This window comes from Novosphingobium capsulatum NBRC 12533, from assembly GCF_001598375.1.
GTDB lineage: Bacteria > Pseudomonadota > Alphaproteobacteria > Sphingomonadales > Sphingomonadaceae > Novosphingobium > Novosphingobium capsulatum.
The window spans coordinates 24,695-46,932 of the sequence record NZ_BCYV01000016.1 but is presented as its reverse complement, the minus strand read 5'-3'; the positions used below and the strand labels follow the sequence as shown (position 1 = coordinate 46,932).

11 protein-coding genes are annotated in these 22,238 nt (G+C 68.0%); 4 read left to right on the top strand and 7 right to left on the bottom strand.

Annotation, left to right across the window (positions count from 1 at the left end; all coding sequences use genetic code 11):
- Positions 1 to 186: 186 nt before the first annotated feature.
- Both SCA01S_RS15570 and SCA01S_RS15565 read right to left on the bottom strand, forming a co-directional pair.
- Positions 187 to 1,503 carry a Xaa-Pro dipeptidase gene (locus SCA01S_RS15570; RefSeq protein WP_062787258.1) on the bottom strand — a complete coding sequence of 439 codons (1,317 nt, stop codon included), beginning with the start codon at positions 1,501 to 1,503 and terminating at the stop codon, positions 187 to 189.
- A gap of 47 nt (positions 1,504 to 1,550) precedes the next feature.
- Entirely contained in the window at positions 1,551 to 2,198 is a 648-nt protein-coding gene (locus tag SCA01S_RS15565; RefSeq protein WP_084391050.1) for a DUF3237 family protein, read from the bottom strand.
- Between the two features lie 276 nt (positions 2,199 to 2,474).
- On the opposite strand from SCA01S_RS15565, the gene acs reads away from it, so the two are divergent.
- The 3 genes from acs to SCA01S_RS15550 all read left to right on the top strand — a co-directional run bounded on the left by acs (position 2,475) and on the right by SCA01S_RS15550 (position 7,873).
- Positions 2,475 to 4,424, top strand: a complete 1,950-nt coding sequence (gene acs, locus SCA01S_RS15560) for an acetate--CoA ligase (RefSeq protein WP_062787253.1) — start codon at positions 2,475 to 2,477, stop codon at positions 4,422 to 4,424.
- 571 nt (positions 4,425 to 4,995) lie between these two features.
- Positions 4,996 to 6,183: a carbohydrate porin gene (locus tag SCA01S_RS15555; protein ID WP_084391049.1), complete on the top strand. Its 1,188-nt coding sequence runs from the start codon at positions 4,996 to 4,998 to the stop codon at positions 6,181 to 6,183.
- 148 nt (positions 6,184 to 6,331) lie between these two features.
- A complete protein-coding gene (locus SCA01S_RS15550) occupies positions 6,332 to 7,873 on the top strand; it encodes a carboxylesterase/lipase family protein (protein WP_167542914.1) in 1,542 nt (513 codons plus the stop codon).
- On the opposite strand, the gene SCA01S_RS15545 is transcribed toward SCA01S_RS15550, so the two are convergent.
- The 5 genes from SCA01S_RS15545 to SCA01S_RS15525 all read right to left on the bottom strand — a co-directional run bounded on the left by SCA01S_RS15545 (position 7,851) and on the right by SCA01S_RS15525 (position 19,025).
- On the bottom strand, positions 7,851 to 9,794 hold the full coding sequence (locus SCA01S_RS15545) for an alpha-L-fucosidase (protein WP_062787244.1): 1,944 nt from the start codon (positions 9,792 to 9,794) through the stop codon (positions 7,851 to 7,853). The two genes, SCA01S_RS15550 and SCA01S_RS15545, sit on opposite strands and share 23 nt — an antisense overlap.
- A gap of 48 nt (positions 9,795 to 9,842) precedes the next feature.
- Positions 9,843 to 11,270: a glycoside hydrolase family 125 protein gene (locus SCA01S_RS15540; protein WP_084391061.1), complete on the bottom strand. Its 1,428-nt coding sequence runs from the start codon at positions 11,268 to 11,270 to the stop codon at positions 9,843 to 9,845.
- A gap of 125 nt (positions 11,271 to 11,395) precedes the next feature.
- The gene (locus tag SCA01S_RS15535; RefSeq protein ID WP_062787242.1) at positions 11,396 to 13,993 is read right to left on the bottom strand and encodes a glycoside hydrolase family 3 C-terminal domain-containing protein; all 2,598 of its coding nucleotides are present in this window, start codon (positions 13,991 to 13,993) and stop codon (positions 11,396 to 11,398) included.
- Positions 13,993 to 16,602 carry a beta-mannosidase gene (locus SCA01S_RS15530; protein ID WP_062787239.1) on the bottom strand — a complete coding sequence of 870 codons (2,610 nt, stop codon included), beginning with the start codon at positions 16,600 to 16,602 and terminating at the stop codon, positions 13,993 to 13,995. Before SCA01S_RS15530 ends, SCA01S_RS15535 begins: the two co-directional genes overlap by 1 nt.
- A complete protein-coding gene (locus SCA01S_RS15525; RefSeq protein WP_245652675.1) occupies positions 16,599 to 19,025 on the bottom strand; it encodes a beta-N-acetylhexosaminidase in 2,427 nt (808 codons plus the stop codon). The genes SCA01S_RS15530 and SCA01S_RS15525 overlap by 4 nt, the downstream gene beginning before the upstream one ends.
- A 219-nt stretch (positions 19,026 to 19,244) precedes the next feature.
- Here SCA01S_RS15525 and galA point away from each other — a divergent pair, with 219 nt between their 5' ends.
- The gene (gene galA / locus SCA01S_RS15520; RefSeq protein WP_062787236.1) at positions 19,245 to 22,232 is read left to right on the top strand and encodes a beta-galactosidase GalA; all 2,988 of its coding nucleotides are present in this window, start codon (positions 19,245 to 19,247) and stop codon (positions 22,230 to 22,232) included.
- Positions 22,233 to 22,238 lie beyond the last annotated feature (6 nt).

The following is a 22,238-nucleotide window of genomic DNA, read 5'->3' as shown; positions in this document are numbered from 1 at the left end:
ATTGGGGGGAAGGAATCGGCCGCTGGAATAGAGACTTGGGCAGCTTCTGTCCAAGCATAGCTTGGGGCCAGGTTTCCACCACCCCCAAACCCCCTACTCTCAAGAGGAGGGATCATAAGATATTGTAATTCCTCCCCCCCCCTAGTCTTTAGAGGAACGGGTCGGGGGGTGGTGGAAGCCGTGCGCTCACTTCACCACATCGCCGCCCTTGATCACGTGATCGACATGCTCCAGCACCGAAATGTCGGCCAGGGGATCACCCTTGACCGCGATCATGTCGGCATAGTGGCCGGGCGACAGCGCGCCCACGTCCTTGCTCCACCCGAGCAGATCGGCCGACACCGTGGTGGCGGCCTGGATCGCCTGCATCGGGGTCATGCCATAGCGGACCATGTACTTGAACTGGCGGGCGTTGAAGCCGTGGGGATAGACCCCGGCATCGGTGCCGAACGACAGCTTGACCCCGGCCTTGACCGCCTTGGCAAAGCCATCGCGCTGGGCCTGCGTGGTATCGTCGTTCTTGCGCAGCATGTCGGCCGGCCAGTGGTGGGCCCGGCCATAGTCGGCGATATAGTCACCGTCGTAGATATCCATGTCGAGCCACACGCCCTTGGCCTTGGCCATGGCAATGCCCTCGTCATCGATCAGGCTGGCATGCTCGATCGCCTTGACCCCGGCGCGCATGGCCGATTTGATGCCGGCGGCACCGTGGGCATGGGCGGTAACCCACGATCCGCGCGCCTTGGCCACGGTGACCGCGGCACGCATCTCGTCCTCGCTCAGTTCCTGCTGGCCCGGCTCCGTCCCCTGGGCGAGCACCGCACCCGTCGCGATCAGCTTGATCGAATCCGCGCCATGCTGGAACAGCGCGTTGACCTTGCGCGTGGTATCGGCGGCATCGGCCACCACGCCGGCGCGCATGTCGGCCGGCACTTCCACATCGGGGGAAAAGCCGGTCACTTCGCCGCCGCCGCCGGGAATCGTCACATAGGCGCCCACCGCGCTGATGCGCGGACCAATCACATCGCCGCGGTTGATCGCATTGCGCAGTTCCACATCGGCATAGGCGCGAAAATTGCCGCAATTGTGCACCGTGGTAAAGCCGGCCATCAGCGTGGTGCGGGCGTTGCGCGCGCCGACATAGGCAATTTCCATGGCCGAATGCAGCAGCGGATCGGCGACGTTTTCCGACTGGTCCATGTCGGCCAGGTGCACGTGCATGTCGATCAGGCCGGGCAGCACGGTATAGCCGCTCCAGTCGATCACCCGCGCGCCCGCCGGGATCGCCGCCGCGCCGGGGCCATCGGCGGTGATCGCGGCCACCCGGCCCTGCTCCACCCGGATCAGGCGGCTGGTCAGAACCTGGCCGCTTTCCGGATCGATCAGGCGCCCGGCGCGCACATAAACGGTGCTGTCTGGGACGGTGCTATCCGGCGCCGCTTGCGCCAGCGCGGGAGTGGCAGAGGCGCAGAGCGCGGCGAGCAGAAGCGAGCGGACGAGCATGGTCTGTGCCTAGCGCCTCTGGCATCGCAGCGGGAGTGCCTTTCGCGTCAGGTCATGCGGAAAACCTGGATCAGACGGCCATTGGCATTGGGGCCGAAATCGGGCGCCTTGATCGATGGCGGAATGGGAAAGGTCAGCGTGGCGACGAACACGGATTCGCGCAGCCAGGCATACTTGGCGCCTGGCACTTCGAAGGTCGGCAGCAGGCGATACTTCTGCTCGGTATAGCCCAGGCCCTTGTTGTGGATGATGATCTGCTGCCCATCATCGGTTTTCAGGCGATAGAGCGCATCGACCACCACCACGCCATCGGGGCGCACCACCGGGAAATCGCCGCCGCCGGGGATCACCGTTCCCTTGATCCCCCGGCCCTGGAACACGCCGCCGATGATCGGCCAGACATCGTTGCGATAGCCGTCTGACGCCACCTGGTCCTGGGCGCTGCCCATGTATTCGGGCTGCGAACAGAACGGCAGGATATCCATCACCCATTCCAGGCCGACCTTGTCATAGATCGGCGGCACGCCGCCCGGTGGCAGCGGCGGGGCCGATGGTTCGTGGCCGGCCGCGCCCGCCGGCACCGGCAAGGGCGCGGCCGGCACCACGGGGGCAGCCAGCGCGCGCGTGGCCGCAGCTGCCAGCGGTAGGCCGGCACCGATCGCACCCAGGGCATTGCGGCGGGAAAGCGTCATCATGATCCTCCTTGGCCTGCGATCCCCACAGGCCTTGGGCCAAGTGGTGCACCCATGGACGCTGCCTGCGCACCTTCCATTTGGGAGATGACCGGCGGATTGTTTCGATGTTGCGACACCCGGCACACGGCACGTGCGTGCAAGCGCGCCCGGCCATCTCGCGCCTGCGGCATGGTAGACTTATATCCAACTGGCACAGAGGCGCCCAAGCGGCTAGCGTGAGGCAAGCATCACGTCGCCCGCACAGCGCACGACAAACACATCGAGAGGGTTCCGCATATGGCCGAAGCCATTTATCCCGTTCCCGCCGACTGGGCCCAGAACGCCCTGATCGACGAAGCGCGCTATCTGGAAATGCACCGTCGCTCGGTAGAGGAACCCGATGCGTTCTGGGCGGAGGAAGCGCAGCGGATCGACTGGATCAAGCCGTTCACCAAAGTGAAGAACACCAGCTTCCACGAGGAAGATTTCGGCATTCGCTGGTTCGAGGATGGCACGCTCAACCTTTCGGCCAATTGCCTCGATCGCCACCTGGCAGAGCGCGGCGATACCGTGGCGATCCTGTGGGAGCCCGACAGCCCGACCGATGCATCGCGCGCGATCACCTATCGCGAACTGCACGCCGATGTGTGCCGCCTGGCCAACCTGCTCAAGGCGCGCGGGGTCAAGGCCGGTGACCGGGTGACGATCTACCTGCCGATGGTGCCCGAAGCGGCCGTGGCGATGCTGGCCTGCGCGCGGATCGGTGCGATCCATTCGATCGTCTTTGCCGGCTTTTCGCCCGATGCCCTGGCCGGGCGGATCGAGGATTGCGACAGCCGCGTGGTGCTGACCGCCGATGAAGGCCTGCGCGGCGGCAAGCGCGTGCCGCTCAAGAAGAACGTCGACGAAGCGCTGACGCATTGCCCTGCGGTCGATACCGTAGTGGTCCTGGCCCGCACCGGCGCCGATGTGCCGATGCAGGAAGGCCGCGATCTGCCCTGGGCGCGGGCCGTAGCAGAGCAGAGCGCAGATTGTGCGCCGGTGGAAATGAACGCGGAAGATCCGCTGTTCATCCTCTACACCTCCGGCTCCACCGGCAAGCCCAAGGGCGTGCTGCACACCACCGGCGGCTATGCCGTGTGGGCGGCGATGACGCACCAGTACGTGTTCGATTACCGCCCAGGCCAGATCTATTGGTGCGCGGCCGATATCGGCTGGGTCACCGGCCATTCCTATGTCGTCTATGGCCCGCTGGCCAATGGCGCGACCACGGTGATGTTCGAAGGCGTGCCCAACTTCCCCGATCCCAGCCGGTTCTGGCAGGTGGTGGACAAGTTCGGCGTGGAAATCTTCTATGGCGCCCCCACTGCCCTGCGCGCCCTGATGCGCGAGGGTGACGAATGGGTGCACAAGACCAGCCGCCAATCGCTGCGCCTGCTCGGCAGCGTGGGTGAGCCGATCAACCCCGAAGCCTGGGAATGGTATCACAAGGTGGTGGGTGAAGGCCGCTGCCCGATCGTCGACACCTGGTGGCAGACCGAGACCGGCGGCGCGATGATCACCCCCCTGCCCGGCGCCACGGCGTTGAAGCCGGGCTCTGCCAGCAAGCCGATGTTCGGCGTGCAGCCCGCCCTGCTCGACAACGATGGCCAGGTACTGGACGGCGCCACCGATGGCTGCCTGGTGATCGGCGATAGCTGGCCGGGCCAGATGCGCACGGTGTGGGGCGATCACGAGCGCTTTTTCCAGACCTATTTCACCACGTTCAAGGGCTGGTACTTCACCGGCGACGGCTGCCGCCGTGACGAAGACGGCTATTACTGGATCACCGGCCGCATCGATGACGTGATCAACGTATCGGGCCATCGCATGGGCACGGCCGAGATCGAAAGCGCGCTGGTGGCCCATGCCAAGGTGGCCGAAGCCGCCGTGGTGGGCATGCCGCACGCGATCAAGGGCCAGGGCATCTATGCCTATGTCACCTGCAATGCCGAGGTAGAGCCCGACGAGGCACTGCGCCGCGAACTGGTGGCCTGGGTGCGGCACGAGATCGGCCCGATCGCCACGCCGGACGTGATCCAGTTCGCCCCCGGCCTGCCCAAGACGCGTTCGGGCAAGATCATGCGCCGCATCCTGCGCAAGATCGCCGAGAATGACCTGGGCTCGCTCGGTGATACCTCCACGCTGGCCGATCCTTCGGTGGTGGACAACCTCATCGCCAATCGCCCGGTACTGGCCACGGCCTAAGCCCGCCGGTTAGCGCCGCGTTTGCCGCGCCCCCGCCACTGCACGGTGCCCCCAGCGGCCCGGGCAGTGACGGGGGCGCTGGCATATGGCCTGACGCGATTGGCGCGGTTGGCGCGGTTGGCGCGGCTCCGATTCGCACAGCGCAAACGCCCCGAAGCATGAAGCGCAGGGCGTGCGGTAAACTGTAGATTTTGCGTAAAAAGCCCGATTTTCGCGCCACTATATGGCAATCGCGGCTTGATGGCAGGTTCACCCGGCGCAGGGATTTTTTACGGCGTCCTCTCCCACCGCCGCGCCGGGCTTATCCCGTCTTATGCCTTGTCATCATAGCGGCTCAAGCCAGACGTGCTAGTCCAAAAGTGCATACCTATTCTTTGACAAGATCTGATGCAGGGTTGCAACACTTCAGCCGGCTGAAATTTTCAGCGGGGCGGCAGCGGCTGTTGTGGTGGCGGCATGGGCTTGCCGGTCAACGGCAGCTTAATGCCGCCTTCCGCATTGCCGCGATGCGCGTTTCTGCGCAGCCCGGCATCCATCCAGGCTTGGCCGGCGATGCCGCAGACTGTGCGGCATGTGCAGATCCCTTCCCCCGGCGCGGCCCAGGCGCCACCGGCTGTCCCGCGCCACCGCGCTGCTTGGCCTGATGCTGGCCCTGCCGCAGACGGCTTGGGCAGCAGATACGCCACCGGCGCGGCTGATCGGCCTGGGCGCCAGCTATGTGGCCGATGCCCTGGATGTTGCCGATGGCGGTGCGGCGCGCGGCGGCGGGCTGGCGGCGCGGGCCGATGCCTGGGTGGACGTGGATGGCGGCGCGCTGGGTGTGTCGCGCCTGACCGCGCATATCGACATGATCGCCGTGCATGGGCCGGTCTTTTCCGATTCGTGGGTGGGCGATGCGCAGGGCATCAGCAGCATCCAGGCGCCAGGGCGCCATCACCTGTATGAAGCCTGGGTGCGCTGGCAGGCGAGCGACAATGCCGCGCCGCTGGCGATTGCGACCAAAGTGGGCCTGATCGACGTGAACACCGAGTTCGACGTGCAGAGCGTGGGCGCCCTGTTCGTCCACGCCAGTCACGGCACTGGCGCCGAACTGGCGCAAAGCGGCCCCAACGGCCCCGGCATCTTTCCCATGGCAGTGAGCGGGGCGCTGGTTACCGCCAGCACCGCAGGCAAGACCACGCTGCGCCTGGGCGCGTTCGACGCGCAGGCTGGCAGCGTGGCCAACGACCATGTACCCGCCCTGCGCCTGCCCGGCACGACCGGCGCGCTGCTGATCGGCGAGGTGGAGTTTCCGCTGGGCCAGGGCGAAGTGCAGGTGGGCGTGTGGCGCTATACCCGGCCGCTGCCGCGCGTGGACGATGCAGGGCACAGCGCCCACTCGCAGGGCGGCTATGTATTGATCGAAGGGCCGCTGGCACCGCGCTGGCATGGCTGGGTTCGGCTGGGCCTGGCCGACCCGCGCAGCAATCCGATCAGTTGCTATCTAGGCACTGGCGTGGTGCGCGAGGCGGGCGCCTGGCAATTGGGCGTGGCCATGGCCCATGCCCGGCTCGGCAGCCGCGCGCGGGTCGCGCTGCTGCCGGATGCCGTGGTGGCGCGGCCCCATGAAACCGCGCTGGAGCTGACCGCGGCGCGGCCAGTGGCGAAATGGCTGACCCTGCAACCGGAACTGCAATATGTGATCCATCCAGGCTGGAATCCGGCGCTGCGCTCTGCCCTGGTCTGGGGCATGCGGTTCAAGCTGGCCTGGGCGCGCTAGGCAAAACCTCGCCCTGCCCCTTGCGCATGGGGCAAGGGCGAGCAAAAGCGGGTGCGCCTGCGCCGGCCGGGGTGGAACGTTTCCGATCCTTTCGGGTAAGAGGCATGATAGCCTGAACGAACAAGGGATTGATCGACGCATGCCCCTGATGACGCGGCGCCGGGCGCTGGGCGGCATGGCCGCCACGCTGGCCCTGCCCCAAGTGGCGCATGCCGCCCGCGACACCCTGCGCGTGACCACCCGCAGCGGCGTGGTGCGTGGCCGCATGGCCGATGGCATGCGCGTGTTCACCGGGATCCCCTATGGCACCGCCGCCCGCTTTGCCGCGCCGCGCCCGGCCCGGCCCTGGCAAGGCGAATGGGATGCCACCCGCCCGGCGCGCGCCGCGCCGCAGCCGGCCGGAATGGACCCGCTGCCCGCCGTCCAGGCGGAAGATTGCCTTCAGCTCAACATCTGGGCGCCGGCGGCACCGGGGCGCTATCCAGTGATGGTCTTCGTGCACGGCGGCAGCAACGAAACCGGATGGAGCGGGTGGGAGGTGATCGCCGGCAACCGCTTTGCCGCGCATGGCGTGGTCTGCGTGACGCTGAACTATCGCCTGGGCGCGCTGGGCTTCATGGAACTGGGCCACCTGCTGGGCCGCGCCTATGCCGGCAGCGGCAACAATGGCCTGCGTGACCTGGTGCTGGGCCTGCGCTGGGTGCAGGACAATATCGCCGCGTTCGGCGGCAACCCGCGCGCGGTGACGCTGGCGGGCGAATCATCGGGCGCGCGCAATGTCTGCGCACTGCTCGGCACGCCGGCGGCCGACGGGCTCTATGCCCGCGCCATGGTGTTCAGCGGCGGGGCGCAGACCGTGCATATTCCTGCCACCGCCGCGATCTTTGCCAATGCCGTGGTGGCGCGGCTGGGCGGGGTGGAGCGGTTGCTGGTGGCGCCTTTTCCCGCGCTGGTCGAAGCGCAAGTCGCCGCGCGCAAGGGCTGGCCACAGGGCCTGCCATTCCGGCCGACGGTCGATGGCGCATTCCTGCCCCAGGCGCCGCTGGCCCGCGTGATCGAGGGGCGCGCGCCACGCGTGCCGCTGCTGACCGGATCGAATGCCAACGAAAGCCGCCTGTTCCTGAACGAGGTGCAGGCCAGCCGGCCGATCTGGTCGCAAAGCGTATCGACCGAGCCGATGCCGCGGATGACCGCGCTCAACCGCGCCTATGCCCGCGCCTTTCCCGAATGGACCGACGCCCAGCGCCACTGGCGCCTGCTGACGGCCGAGGAATATGGCATGCCCACGCTGCGCCTGGCCGAGGCCCATGCCGCACGCGGCGCGCCGGTGTGGCGCTATCGCCTGGCCTGGCCGGCGCCGGGCGGCCCCTACAAGGGACACAGCCCCCACGTGCTCGACCTGCCGCTGACGTTTGACCACGTGACACTGCCATCGATGGCGCAGATGTTCGGCCTTTCGGCGGCGGACCAGCCGATTGCCGAAGCCTGGCACGAGGCGATGGTGGCCTTTGTCAAAGGTGGCGCGCCCGGGTCATCAGGCATGCCGGCCTGGCCGCGCTTTGACGCCACCACCCGCGCCACCATGGTGTTCGACCGCGTCAGCACCGTCGAGAACGATCCCGACGGCGCCGAACGCCTATTGTGGCAACAGACGCCGATCGAGCCGGTCAGCGGGGCAAGGCGCCGCTGAACCCACCGACCCCGGCGATCGCCAGCACCGCGCGATCGGGCAGCGCCGGCTGGGCAAAGGCCAGGCGCAGATAGCGTGCCTGGACCGGGGCGGCAAAACCGATGCGCTGCGTCGCCAGGGCATAGGCGATATTGGAAAACTCGCCCTCGCCCTGGGCCTGCCAGGCCTGCCCGTCCAGGCTGGTCTCTACACGATAGCCGCGCGGCGGCGTGGCATCGGGTGCCAGGTGGCGCGGCGGGGTCAGGCTGAAACCGCCCAGCGTGACGGCACGGCCGATATCGAGCGTGACCGTGGCCGGGTGGCCGGCGGTGGGCACCGGCTGAGTCCACAGCGTTTCGACCTCGCCATCGAGCAGCGCCTGCGCGCCCGGCGCGCTGGCATCGACCACGCGCCAGCCCAGCGTGCTGAGCACATCGCTGCTGCGCGGCGCAGGCGCGGCCACCGGCACCGGCGCCACGCTTTTGAACAGGGCAAACTCGCGGATGGCGGGGCACGCCGGGGCATCGAGGATCACCAGGCGCACGCGGCGGGGCGCAATCGGCGCGGGCAGGCGCACCACGCGTTGCGCGCCGATGCATTCCTTTTCCGCCAGCCGCTGCCACTGCCCGCCGATTTCGGCCTCGATGGCAAAGCGGGTGACGCGCACGCCGAGCGGCAGGTATTCGGCCACGCGCACCACATCGAACCGCGTCCCCGGCGCCAGATCGAGCGTGAGCGTGGGGGTGTGCACGGCATCGGGCGTGGACCAATAGGTTTCGGCCCGGCCATCGAGCACCGCGGCCGGGGCAAAGCGGGGACCGCGCACCGCGCTGGCATGGGCTACCGCGCCCTTGGCCAGATCGCGGGCAAAGGTGGCGCGCATGGCATCGCCGAAAGAGGCGAGCACTGCCACGTCATGATCGGCCAGACGCCCGCGCTGATCGGGCGGCAGGTTGAGGTTGAGATTGGTGCCGCGTCCCACGGATTCGTCGAACAGGCGCACCAGGCGCTCGGGGCTTTTCACCTTGGTGTCTTCATCGGGGTGATAGAACCAGCCGGGGCGGATCGACACATCGGTTTCGGCCGGCCACCAGATTTCGCCGCCACGCAGGCCGGAATTGCCGACATCCTGTTCATAGGGCTTGTTGGGCATCGTCGGCCAGCAGGGATCGCCGGCCACGCCATCTTCATTGCCCACCCAGCGGATATCGGCGCCGAGCGGATCGAACGTGCAGGCATCGGGCTGCATCTGGTGAACCAGAGCGATGATCGAGGGCCAGTTGTAATAGCGCGGGGCATCGATGTGCCGGGTTTCGCGGGCGCCGCCGTAATAGCCATCGCCGCCATTGGCGCCGTCGAACCACACCTCGAACAGCTTGCCATAGCGGGTGCACAGCTCGGTCAGTTGCGCGCGATAGTAATCGACATAGGCGGGCCGGCCATATTCGGGATGATTACGGTCCCACGGCGACAGATAGAGGCCATAGGACAGGCCATGGCGGCGCGCCGCCTCGCCCATTTCGGCAACGATATCGCCCTTGCCGCCCTTGTAGTGGCTGTTGCGGATCGAATGCTCGGTCAGCTGCGTCTGCCACAGGCAGAAGCCATCGTGGTGCTTGGCGGTAAGGATCACCCCGGTCATCCCGGCAGACTTGGCGGCCAGCACGATCTGGTCGGCACTGAAATCGGTGGGGTTGAACCATTCCGGCTTTTCATCGCCATAGCCCCATTCCTTGCCGGTGAAGGTGTTCATGGAGAAATGGACGAAGGCATACATGCCGCGCTGGTGCCACTTCCACTGGCGCGGCGACGGCGTGGCGCCCCAGGGTGCGGGTGCCGTGGCCGCCGGGGTGGCAGCCAGAGCCGGCGCAGCGGCCAGCGTGGGGGCAACCGCGCCCGCGGCAGCAGAGCGCGACAGGAAGCGACGGCGGGACAGGTCCATGGGCAATCCTTGGGGAAAGGCGCGGCGCACGCGGCGCCGCGCGAAAGGTCAGAGCGGGTTGGCCAGCACCGCCGGCAGGCGATCGGCCAGGCCCACGATCATTTCGCCGAACAGGCCATTGGCCCAGGCAAACCAGCTGCGGGTGAACTGGGCCGGATTGTTGCAATCGACCGCCTCGTGCATGAAGCCGGTGCCGGCGTCAGTATCGCGCAGCTGGCGCAGCAGCGGTGCGATCACCGCCGGATCGCTGGACGACATGGCACGCACGATCAGGCTCATCGGCCAGACCTGACCCAGGCCGACATGCGGGCCGCCGATCCCCTCGATCGCCGAACCCTTGAAGAAATAGGGATTGGCATCCGACCAGCACGCCGCCGCCGTGGCCTGCCACAGCGGATCATCGGCGGTGACACAGCCGGTATAGGCCAGGCCGAGCAGCGAGGGCACGTTGGCATCGTCCATGAACACCGCGTTGCCAAAGCCATCGACTTCATAGGCCCAGACCTGCCGCCCGTCGGGCAGGCGCATGGTGCCCCACTTGGCCAGCGCGGCGGCCACTTCATCGGCCAGCGCGCGCGCATCGGCCGCGAGCGCGGCATTGCCCGCCGCGCCTTCGGCCACCAGCGCCATTTCGCGCAGGGTGGTGACGGCAAAGTGGTTGGACGGGATCAGGAACGGATAGAGGCAGGCATCGTCAGACGGGCGGAAGCCGCTGTGGATCAGCCCGACCGGCCGCGTGGGCGCGCCATAGCCATCGAGGCCGAGCGTTTCGGTGGGCCGATCGCTGGTGCGGCGGAAGCTGTAGGGGCCGCGCCCGTCCTTGCGCTGCTGTTCACGGAACGTGCGCACGATCGCCTGCTGCGCCGAAACCCAGATGTTGTCGAACGGGGCCGTATCGCCGCTGGCCTGCCAGTAGCGATAGGCGAGGCGCATCGGCCAGCACAGCGAATCGACCTCCCACTTGCGTTCGGCCACGCCGGTTTTCATCTGCGTCTGGTCTTCCAGGGCCCAGGGCAGGTTGGTCTTGGCCGTGGCATCGCGCATGAACGCATTGGCATAGGGATCGAGCAGGACCGAACGCGCCTGGCGGGCAATGGCACCGCGAAACAGCGTGGCCAGGTGCGCGTCCTTGCGCACGAGGTGGATGTAGGACAGCAGCTGCGCGCTGCTGTCGCGCAGCCACATGCACGGAATATCGCCAGTGATGACAAAGGCATCGACCCGGCCATCGACCAGGCCCAGTTCCACCGTGGTATCGAGCGTGTTGGGATAGCAGGCGGCGAACATCGCGCGCAGCTTGGGATCGGCGATCATCGCCGAAACGCGCGTGATCTCTTCCTCCACCGCCGGGCTGGTGAAGCGGCGCTGCACCTTGGGCGGGCGCGCGGCAAAGCCCAGCGGGGCCGGTGCCGTGCCCGGGGCTGCGGCAGCAGGCGCCTGGGCGGCGGGGGTGGGCGGCGCGGCGATCGGCGGAATGGCCTGCGCCGCGACGGCGCCGCGCGCCGGCTGGCTGGCCACGAAGCCGGCCGTGGCCAGCGCCGCCGCACCCTTGACCAGCGAGCGGCGATCCAGCGCTGCGGCATGGGGGGTGGTGGCTTTGGTCACTTCGGCATCTCCTGCGCTTGGCCGGCCAGGGTGAATTCCACCCAGGTGCCCGGCCCGTCTCCCGGCTGGCCATCGCCGATCCACGCCTTGTACGTGCCGGGAAGAACCCGGCGGGTGCCCCGGCGGTCCACCACCGACAGGCTGCGCGGATCGAGCGTCAGCGTCACCGTCTGCATCTTGCCCGGTGCCAGGTTAACACGGGCGAAACCGGCCAACTGGTGTTGCAGCACGGGTTCGGTCAGCACCACCTCGTGCGCGGGAATCGGCGGCACGACATAGGCCTGCACCACGTCTTCGCCCGCGCGGTTGCCCTGGTTGGCAAGGCGCACCGAGAGGGTGACCGGGCTCTTCGTATCGGCCGCCTTCACGGCCGGGTTAGCATAGGCAAAGCGGGTGTAGGACAGGCCATGGCCAAAGCCCCACAGCGGCTTGCCGGTGAAAAAGCGATAGGTCCGCTCTTTCATGCCATAGTCGACGAAAGCGGGCAGATCGGTGGTATGGCGATAGAACGTGACCGGCAGCCGCCCCGAAGGATTGCTGGCGCCCGACAGGATATCAGCGAGCGCGGTGCCGCCGGCTTGCCCCGGATACCACGCCACCAGCACGGCATCGGCAAGGGTTTCATCCATGGCGATGGCACTGCCGGTGGCCAGTACGGCGACCACTGGCTTGCCCGTGGCGCGCAAGTTTGCCAGCAGCCTCGCCTGCGGCTCGGGCAGTTCGATCTCTGACCGATCGCCGCCAACAAAGCCGGGCACCTGCACCTGCAGCGCCTCTCCCTCAAGATCGGGGGACAGGCCCAGCACGGCCACGATCACGTCAGCATCCTTGGCCACGGCCAGGGCCTTGGCCTCTTCCGCGCCGGCAGGCGGCACCCACATCAGGCGCAGGCCTTCATCGTCGCCATAGTGTTCCAGCTCCAGCCGGATCGGCTGCGGCGTGCCATCGCTGGTCAGCGCAAATTCCACGCGCGCCTTGCCCAGCGGGCCGGCGTGCAGTTGCTTGCCGCCCACCCACAGCGCCACGTCATCGTGGCGGTGGCAATCCTTCCAGCATTGCGGCGCATCGATCGCCAGGCGCCAGGCACCCGGCCCCGGCGGGACCAGCATGCCTTGCCAGCGCGCGCTGAACCGCGCCGGATCGAGGCCGGCCGGCGCGGCGCGGGTGAGGTTGAAATCGATGCGGCGATCCTGGCGGGCGAGCACCAGCTTGCCGGCAGCATCGCGGTATTCGGCCGCCAGCCCCGGCTTGCCATCGGCAGCAAGCGCGGTTTCGGGCAGCACCACTGGCGCGCCTTCGGCCAGGACCGAGCCTTGCGCATAGACCACGTGATCGGCGCCAAAGCGCGCGCGTAGCCCTTCCAGCGGGGTGACAGGTGCGGCGGCGGTGCCATGGTAATTGGCCTCGAGCACGCCCAGGTCATCGGCATTGGCGCCGATCACCGCCAGTTTCACCCCCGGTTTCAGCGGCAGGACGCCGCCGTTGTTCTGCACCAGGACCATGGCCTTGCGCGCCGCTTCCAGGGCCAGGGCGCGGTGATCGGCCGTATCGACCTGATCGGGCTTGATCGCGCGCCAGGGATCGGGCTGGTTGAAAGCAATGCCCAGCCGTGCGCGCGCGCTGAGCGAACGCACCAGCGCGCGGTCGACCTCGGCCTCGCTCACCAGGCCGCGCCGCACTGCGTCGGGCAGGGCGGAATAGGCCGTGCCGCAGTTGAAATCGGTGCCGCCCCGGATCGCTGCTGCCGATGCCTCTGCCGCGTCATAGGCATGGTGGTGGAACTGCCAGATATTGCCGATGGCATCGCAATCCGACACGATGAAACCGGTAAAGCCCCAGTCCTTGCGCACGCGCTGATTGAGCAGCGCATCGTTGGCGCAGGCCGGCATGCCGGCAAGGGAATTGTAGGCACACATCAGCGACAACGCATGACCCTGGGTTACGGCCATGCGGAATTGCGGCAGATAGGTCCATTCCAGGTCTTGAGGGGAAGGATCGACATCGAAACTGTCGCGTCCGGCTTCCGGCCCGGAATGGACTGCCAGGTGCTTGGCCGTGGCGATGACGCGTGGATGCGCGAGGTCTGGACCTTGCAAACCATGGATGAAGCCCACCGCCAGGCTGCCGGTCAGCAGCGGGTCTTCACCATAGGTTTCCTGGCCCCGGCCCCAGCGCGGATCGCGGAAGATATTGATATTGGGCGACCAGATGGTGAGGCCCTGGTAAATGCGGCGATCGGCGCTGGCCGGCTGGGCATTGAACCGCGCCCGTGCCTCGGTCGAAACCACCGTGCCCACCCGCTCCATCAGCGCCGGATCCCAGGTGGCGGCAAGGCCAATCGCCTGGGGAAACACCGTGGCCACGCCATTGCGCGCCAGGCCGTGCAGCCCTTCGTTCCACCAGTCATAGGCCGGCAGTCCCAGGCCCGGATCGGCCGGCGCCGTATTTTGCAACTGGGCAGCCTTGCGTTTCAGGCTCACGCCCTTGAGCGCCGTGGCGATTTGCTGCTCCACCGGGTCGGCATGGGCCAGCGGCGCAGCGAGAGCCAGCGCGATGACCGACGCCAGGGCAGAGGAAACGGGCAACGAACGCATCAGTGGCTCCCGGCCAGGGTACGCAGCACCAGCGCGCGGCGCAGGGCGGCCACCGGCGCAGGGCCGGTGATGGTAAGGGTGCGGCTTTCCCCGGGCAGCAGGTCAAAGCCGTTGTCATCGGCGGCGGCATCCAGCGTGCCGAAATCGAGCATGACGGCGCGCGCCAGGTTGCGCGCGGAAACCGTCACCTGGCGCCCATGCCAGGCCAGCGACAGGCCCGGATCGGGATAAGCCATGGCCTTGGGCACGGCGCGCTCCACGATCTGGCGCGCGACCGGCTGGCCAGCGACCAGCAGTTCGGCCACGGCATAGGCCGCGCCCGGCGCCGCGCTGCCAAAGACCGTGGCATCGGGCACCTCTGCCGCTTGGGTCACGCCATTGGCGGCCAGTTGCACATCGCCCTGCGCGGTGCCCAGCGTGGTGCCGTCCATGGCGCGGCCGGTCAGGCGCCAGTGCGCCGCGAGCGGGGTTTGCGCGTCAGAGACCAGCGCCACCCGCGTCGCCGCGCCCTTGTGCTCGGCCACCACGGTCTGCGGGGCAAAGAACCGCCGCGCGGCATAGTGCAGCAGCTTCCACCGCCCGGCGTAATCGATGCTCGACCACGAAATCGCCGGCCAGACGTCGTTCAACTGCCAATAGAGCGACCCCATGGTGACCGGAGCGCAGGCACGATGGTGGCGCGCGGCCATGTCGATCGCCTGCATCTGGTTGACCTGGGTAAGGTAATCGAAATCCGCCAGCCGCGCCGGGCCGCTGCCCTGCGGCGCGCGCAGCCGCGCATCGAGATAGAATTGCAGTCGGCTGTTGCCTTCGCCCGCCAGGAACTTCTGGTGCGCCTTCATCACTGCGCTTTGCGGGTCTGACACGTTCGGCCCGGCAAAACCGGCGATCGTGGCCATGACCGGCATCGCCTGGAAACCATATTCCGACATGAAGCGCGGGCAGCTGTCGAGGTAGTTTTCCACCGGCTTGGAGCCCGACCAGACATCCCAGAAATGGCGATCGCCGGCGGCATCGGTATCGACCGGGCCTTCATAATCGGTCGAAGGCGAGCCCGGCCAATAGGGGGTCTGCGGGCTATGCGCGGCCACGGCATCGCGCAGCACGCGGTCGAACAGCACGGTCATCGCCGTGGCAATGCGCTCCTGCTCGTCAGGGCCGACTGCCTTCTTGAAATCCTTGCGGTCAGACCAGTTGGCCCAGCCCGACAGCACTTCGTTGCCGCCGGTCCACACCACGATCGAAGGATGGCTGCCTAGCCGCGTGAGTTGATCGTCTGCCTCGGCGGCAACACTGGCACGATAGGCCGGATCGGGTGGCGGCACGGCGCCGCCGAACATGAAATCCTGCCAGATCATCAGGCCCATGCGATCGGCTGCGGCATAGAACGCATCGTCGAGATAAGTGCCGCCGCCCCACACCCGGATCATGTTCATGTTGGCCGCCTTGGCATCGGCGAGCATGTGTTCCATCGTTGCGGCGGTGACGCGCGAGGGGAAGCTGTCGAACGGGATCAGGTTGGCGCCCTTGGCAAAGACCGGCACGCCGTTGATCTTGAAGCCGAACGCGCCATTGCCACGGATCAGTTCGACCGTGCGCAGGCCCACCGTGCGCTGCGCGGCCTGCCCCTGCCCGGCCCCATCGATGATGCGCGCCGATACCTGATAGAGCGGCTGTGCGCCCATGCCCACCGGCCACCAGCGCTGCGGCGCGGCGATGGTCAGGGGCACGGTGATGGTGTTGCTGCCGGGATCGACCGACACGCTGCGCGTGACCGGCGGCAGCGCCGTGCCATCGGGCGCGGTCACCGCCAGTTCGACGGTGAGCGGCGCGGTGGCATCGGCCTCTACCGCCAGGCGCGCGGTCAGCCGCGCCTGCGCGCTGCCCACGGCATCCTGCTGCACATCCATCGCGCCGATCCGCGCGCCGTCCCAGCCTTCCAGCCGCACGCCGTGCCACAGCCCGATGTTGACGATGCGCGGGCCCCAGTCCCAGCCATACTGGTACTTGGGCTTGCGGATATAGGCAGAGGTCTGCACGCCCTTGGGCTCGTCACCAAAGGCGGAATCGTATTCGGCCGGCAGCGGATGCGCTTGCTTGAGCACCATCGGCTGCAAAGCCCGGATGGGCGAGGCAAAGCGCACCAGGATTTCATTGGCGCCGGCATGGAGCAGCGCGCGCACTGGCACGCGCCAGGTGCGGTGGGCATTGTCGGCCGTGAGCACGTCATGCCCGTTGACGCTGACCGTGGCGAAGGTGTCGATCCCGTCGAACACCAGATCGAGATGGCCGTGGGCGAGCATCGCCGGCGTCACATTCAGCGTGCGGCGCATGTCCCAACCGGCCAGGCCCGCCCACTGGATCGCGCCTTCGTTGGTGCCGATGAACGGATCGGGCACGCGGTGCTGTTCAACCAGGGCCTGTTGCACGGTGCCGGGCACGGGCACGCCAAACCACTGCGCTTCGCGGGGATGGGCTTTTGCCGCACCGTCGTCAGGAGCGATGCGCGCCTGCCAGCCGGTATCGAGCGACTGGCTTTCCGGCGCGGCCAGCGCGGCTGGCGCCACCCCGGCCAGCGCCAGGGCAGCCAGCGTGACCAGCCGCCTCACTTGGCGCCCCCGCGCGGGGTTTCATGCCACTGCACCTGCTCCACCGTGTAGAACGGCCCGGCCGGCGAAGCGGTGAACTGGAAGCAGACGTCGCTTTCATCCGCCAGGCCCAGCTGCGGCAGATTGGCGTCGAGCGCAAACTGCTGCGGCGCCTTGGCCGGATCGGGCAGCGGCCAGGTGGCCAGCACCCGCGCGCCGGGCATGGGATCGTGTTCCTTCTGCTGATCGTTTGCCGCCTTTTCCGCCGCGCGGCAGCCGGCCGACACCACCAGTTCGCCAAACGGACTGGTGGCATAGCGCGCGATTACCGCGTGCTGATCGTGCGCCAGGCCATAGTTGCGCGGCAGGCGCGCCACCTTGACGGTGATCGCCTTGGCATGGGCCAGCGGCGCATGGTCATCGGCCACGCAGGCATCAAAGATATTGACGTTGAACGCCGGCCCATTGGCCGTGGCATCGGCATTCAGCGGAACACGCAGCCCCAGCGCGCCGCGCGGGCAGGCCGACAGCGCGCTGTTGGCCGTGGTCAGCAGCGTATCGCGCGTGGCATCGAACCGGCGCGGGGCAGACAGCGCGGCGCCATCGGCGGCAAAATCGGCGGCCATGATCACCGTGCCCGGCGCCACGGCGAGCGGCGCGGCATAGGCGCGCGCGCGGGCCGTGGGCGCCTTTCCATCCAGCGTGTAACGGATCGTGCCATAGGGGGCCTGGGTGGCAAGGGCCACGGTCAGGCGCTTGGCATCGAGCGCGGCACTGCGCGTGCCGGCGATCTTGAAATCGACCGCCAGGGCGCTGTCGGCCACTTCCAGCCCGGCCTCGCGCCAGCGGCGCATCTGCGGATCGAGCCGGGCGAGGAAGCCGGGATAATCCTTGGCCTGAGCCGGATTGCTCCACACGCTTTCCGCCAGCGCGCCGATGCGCGGAAAAATCTTGTGCTGCATCTGCCAGGGCGTGACGATGTATTCCGACCAGGCATTGGCCTGCGCGCCCAACACATGGGCGGCCTTTTGCGCATCGATCCCCTTGGGCATGGGATCATAGTGATAGACCGCCTCCAGCGTCTGGATCGCGATGCGGCCCGGAGGCGCGTCACCGCGATCGGACTGGAGATTGTCGAGATAGAGATTGGGCGCCGGGCTGAGTACGACATCGTGCCCGGCATTGGCCGCATCGACCGCGCCGGCCTCGCCCCGCCAGCTCATCACCGAGGCCGAAGGCGGCAGGCCTCCTTCGAGGATCTCGTCCCAGCCGATCAGGCGGCGGCCATGCTGCGCCAGATAGCTGCCGAGCTGATCGATCATCCAGCTTTGCAGGCCGTTCTCGGTCTTGATGCCCAGGGCGCGCATCTGCGCCTGCACCTGCGGCGCGCGCTCCCACTGGTCCTTGACCGCCTCGTCACCGCCGAGGTGGATGAACGTGGACGGAAACACCGCCATCAGTTCATCGAGCACGTCCTTGACGAAAGCCATGCCCTGCGGGCCGGGGTTGAACAGATAGGGATTGACGCCCCAGTCTCCCGAGACCGGCGGCGTGCCACCCAGAACGCCAAGTTCGGGATAGGCCGCGACCAACGCCTGGGCATGGCCGGGCAAGTCGATTTCGGGCACCACGGTGATGCCGCGCGCGGCGGCATAGGCCACCAGATCGCGCAGTTCCGCCTGGGTATAGAACCCGCCACTGCGCGCACCCTTGTCGGCATCGGGCCCCTGCCCGGTATCAGGCTGGGTGCGCCAGGCGCCCACTTGCGTCAGGCGCGGATACTTCTTCACTTCAAAGCGCCAGCCCTGGTCGTCGGTCAAATGCAGGTGCAGCACGTTGAGCTTGACCGCCACCATGCCGTCGATCACCGCGCGGATGGATGCGATCGGCTGGAAATGGCGCGCCGTGTCGATCATCAGCCCGCGCCAGGCAAAGCGCGGTGCATCGGTCACGGCCAGAGCCGGCACGCGCACCGCAGCGCCGCCCTTGCCCGGCACGCCGGCGAGTTGTTCCAGGCTCATCGCGCCATAGAGCAGGCCATGATCGCCCGAGGCGGTAATCACCGCTCCGCTGGCCGAGACGGCCAGGGCATAGGCCTCGTCACCCGCCTTGCCGCCACGCACGAAGCGCACTGTGCCCTTGTCCCCTTCGACCACGCGCAGCGACAGGCCATGCTGCGCAGAAAGACGCGCGGCGAGCAGGGTGGCGGCCGCCTTGGCCGCAGTATCGCCCGGCGGCACGGCCAGCGTAGCGCCATTGGCGAGCACGAGCGCGCCCTTGCCCGGCACCACCTGGGCTGGCCAGGGCACCAGCGGCAGGGCGGAGGGACCGTGGCTGGGCGCGGCGAGGGCAACGGGCGAAACTGCCAGCGCCAGGCCCACGGCCAGCGCCGCCATTCCAGCGCGGGCGCGCGATCCCCGCCCGTTCGATCCTGCCACCATCATGCCTGATTCCCTCGCGCCTGCTTGTCTCTACCCTTGGGCAGAGAGGTAACCAAAATATATCCAATGCGACAACAGGTATTGTGCCCGCCGTAACAAAAAATCGTCAGGCGCCAAGCCGGAGCTTACACGCCTACGCTCCAACCGGCGCGCAAGCGTTGCCCGAACGACATTACCAATGTAAATCCTTTCGGACGTTACGCCGCAAGCCAGGATACCGCCATGCCGCCAGCCGACAATGCCCTGCCGCGCGCCGCCACGCTGGCATCGCGCCGCGCCTTGCTGAAAGGGGCGGCGGGCTGGGCCATGGCAATGCGGCTGGGCTGGGGCGGCAGCGCGATGGCCCTGCCCCTCGCGCAGAGCGGCGCCGCCCTGCTGATCCCGCCCACGCAGATGCTGCCCGGCGGGCTGCGCATGCCAGCCCCCCTGCCCGGGGCCGCGCCGCGCCTTCCGGCAACAGAGCCGGGGCGCCAGTCGCTCGACCAGGGATGGCTGTTTCACGAAGGCGACATTCCTTTTCCCGTACCCGCCGATCACAATGCCACCTATCTGTCGGTCAAGGCGGGCAACGCCGGTGGGCCGGCCGCGCTCGATTTCGACGCGTCAGACTGGCAGGCGGTCACGCTGCCGCACGATTGGGCCAGCGCGCAGGGCTTCGATCCCGCTGCCAATGTCTCGCAAGGCTATCGCCCGCGCGGGATCGGCTGGTATCGCCGCCTGATCCGGCTCGATCCGGCAGTGGAAGGCCAGAAGATCGAGCTGCGCTTTGATGGCATCGCCAGCCACGCCACGGTATGGGTCAATGGCAGCGAGGTGGCACACTCTTGGTCGGGCTATACCGGGGTGACGATCGATCTGACGCCCTTTGCCCGCTATGGCGACGATCTCAACTGGATCGCGGTGCGCGCCGATGCCACCGTGCGCGAGGGCTGGTGGTATGAAGGCGCGGGGATCTATCGCCACGCCTGGTTGGTGACCCGCCCGCCGCTGCACATTGCCGAACAGGGCGTGCATGGCCACCCGGTGCGCCAGGCCGATGGCCGTTGGACGGTGCCCGTCAGCGTGACACTGGGCAATATCGCCGATGCACCGGCCAGTGCCGTGGTGCGCGCCAGTGTGCGCGATGCCGCAGGGCGGACGCTGTGCCAGGGCAGCGCCACGGCGCAGGTGGACGCGCTGGACCGGGGCACGGCGCAGATCACGCTGCGGCCTGATGGCGCAGTGGCGCTCTGGTCTCCCGATGATCCGGTGCTGCACGATCTGCTGGTGGAAGTGGAGCGCGATGGCGTGGTGATCGACCGCCGCAGCGTGGCGATCGGTTTTCGCGCGGTGGTGTTCGATCCGGCGCGCGGCCTGCTGCTCAATGGCATCGCCACCAAGATCAAGGGCGTGTGCCTGCACCAGGACCATGCCGGGGTGGGCGTGGCCGTGCCCGATGCCTTGGTGCTGTGGCGGTTGCAGCGCCTCAAGCAGCTGGGCTGCAACGCCATTCGCATGACGCATGGCGCCTGCGCGCCCGAAGTGATGGACTGGTGCGACCGGCTGGGCTTTCTGGTCATGGCCGAAAACCGCCTGTTCAACCCCGCGCCCGATTATCTGGCGCAACTGGAATGGCTTGTGCGGCGCGACCGTAACCATCCATGCGTGTTCGCCTGGTCGGTGTTCAACGAAGAGCCGATGCAGGGCACCCATGCCGGCAAGGAAATGGTGCGCCGCCTGCGCGCCGCCGTGCGCCGGCTCGACCCGGACCGCCCAGTAACCGCGGCGATGAGCGGCGGCTTCTTCAATCCCGAAAACGTCGGCCAGGCGGTCGATCTCATGGGCTTCAACTATTACCAGGGCGATTACGATCGCTATCACGCGCTGCATCCCGACCAGCCGATGCTGAGCAGCGAGGACACCAGCGCCTATGGCACGCGCGGTGCCTTTGCCAGCGATCCGCAGGCCCACGTGATCACCGCGCTGGACAAGGAAGCCGCTGGCTGGGGCGCCACCCACCGCCAATCGTGGCAGGCAATCACGGCGCGGCCCTTCGTGGCCGGCGGCTTTGTCTGGACCGGGCTGGATTACCATGGCGAGCCCACGCCCTATGCCTGGCCCAGCGTCGGCAGCTTTTTTGGCATCATGGACCTGTGCGGCTTTCCCAAGACCGCGTTCGGCATCCGCCAGGCGCAATGGCTGGACAGCGCGCCGATGGTGTGGATCGATCCGCACTGGACCTGGCCCGGCCGCGAAGGCCAGCCGATCGAGATGCTGGCGATCACCAATGCGCCGGCGCTGGAAGTGCGGCTGAACGGACGCACCGTCGCCCGCATTGCCCAGGCCGATCGCATCATGGGGCACACGCTGCACATCCCCTATGCCCCCGGCCGGCTGGAAGCCCTGGCGATCGACGGCGGCAAGGTGGTGGCCCGCATGGTGCACGAGACCGCTGGCCCGGCCAAGGCGCTGCGGCTGACCCCAGTGCGTACTGCGCTGGGCAGCGAGAGCGATGATGCCATGGCCATCACCATCGATGCCATCGATGCGCATGGCCGCCATGTGCCGGTGGCGCAGGACATGGTGCACCTCTCCGTGCGCGGCGGCGCGATCATCGGGCTGGGCAATGGCGATCCTAATAGCCATGAAAGCGAGAAAGGCAGCGCGCGCAGCCTGTTCAATGGCCTGGCCCAGGCGATCGTGCAGGGGGACGCGGGCCTTACTGCTCTGGTGCTGGAAGCGCGCGCGCCCGGCTTGGCCCCGGCCCGGCTGGTGGTAGGTCGCGAGGGCAGAAGTGCCGCACCAACGGTGGCGGCCGAAGCGCCACGGCAACGCCTGGATCGCTGGCTGCGCTCCCCCGCCCTGCCCGCGCGGCCCGACCCGCGCCGGGCCCCCGCGGCTGGCGACAACAATTCATGGGACAGCGTGGGCAGCAGCGAGGCGGCCACCACGGCGGCCGGCAGCGGCGAGCAGTGGCATCTCTATCGCGCCACGCTCACCCCGTGGCGAGCGTTGGCGGCGCGCGGCGGCAGCCTGCGTTTTGCCAGCCTGGCCGGCACGGCCGAGATATGGCTGGACGGCGTGCTGCTGGGCCGCAAGACCAGCCCGGCGCCCGCCCCCCTCACCCTGGCGCTGCCCGCTGGTGCCGGCCCGCGCGAACTGGTGGTGATCGTGGCCGCGCGCGACGTGAGCGTGTCAGGAATTGCCGGGCCGGTGGACCTGACTCCCTGAAATTTC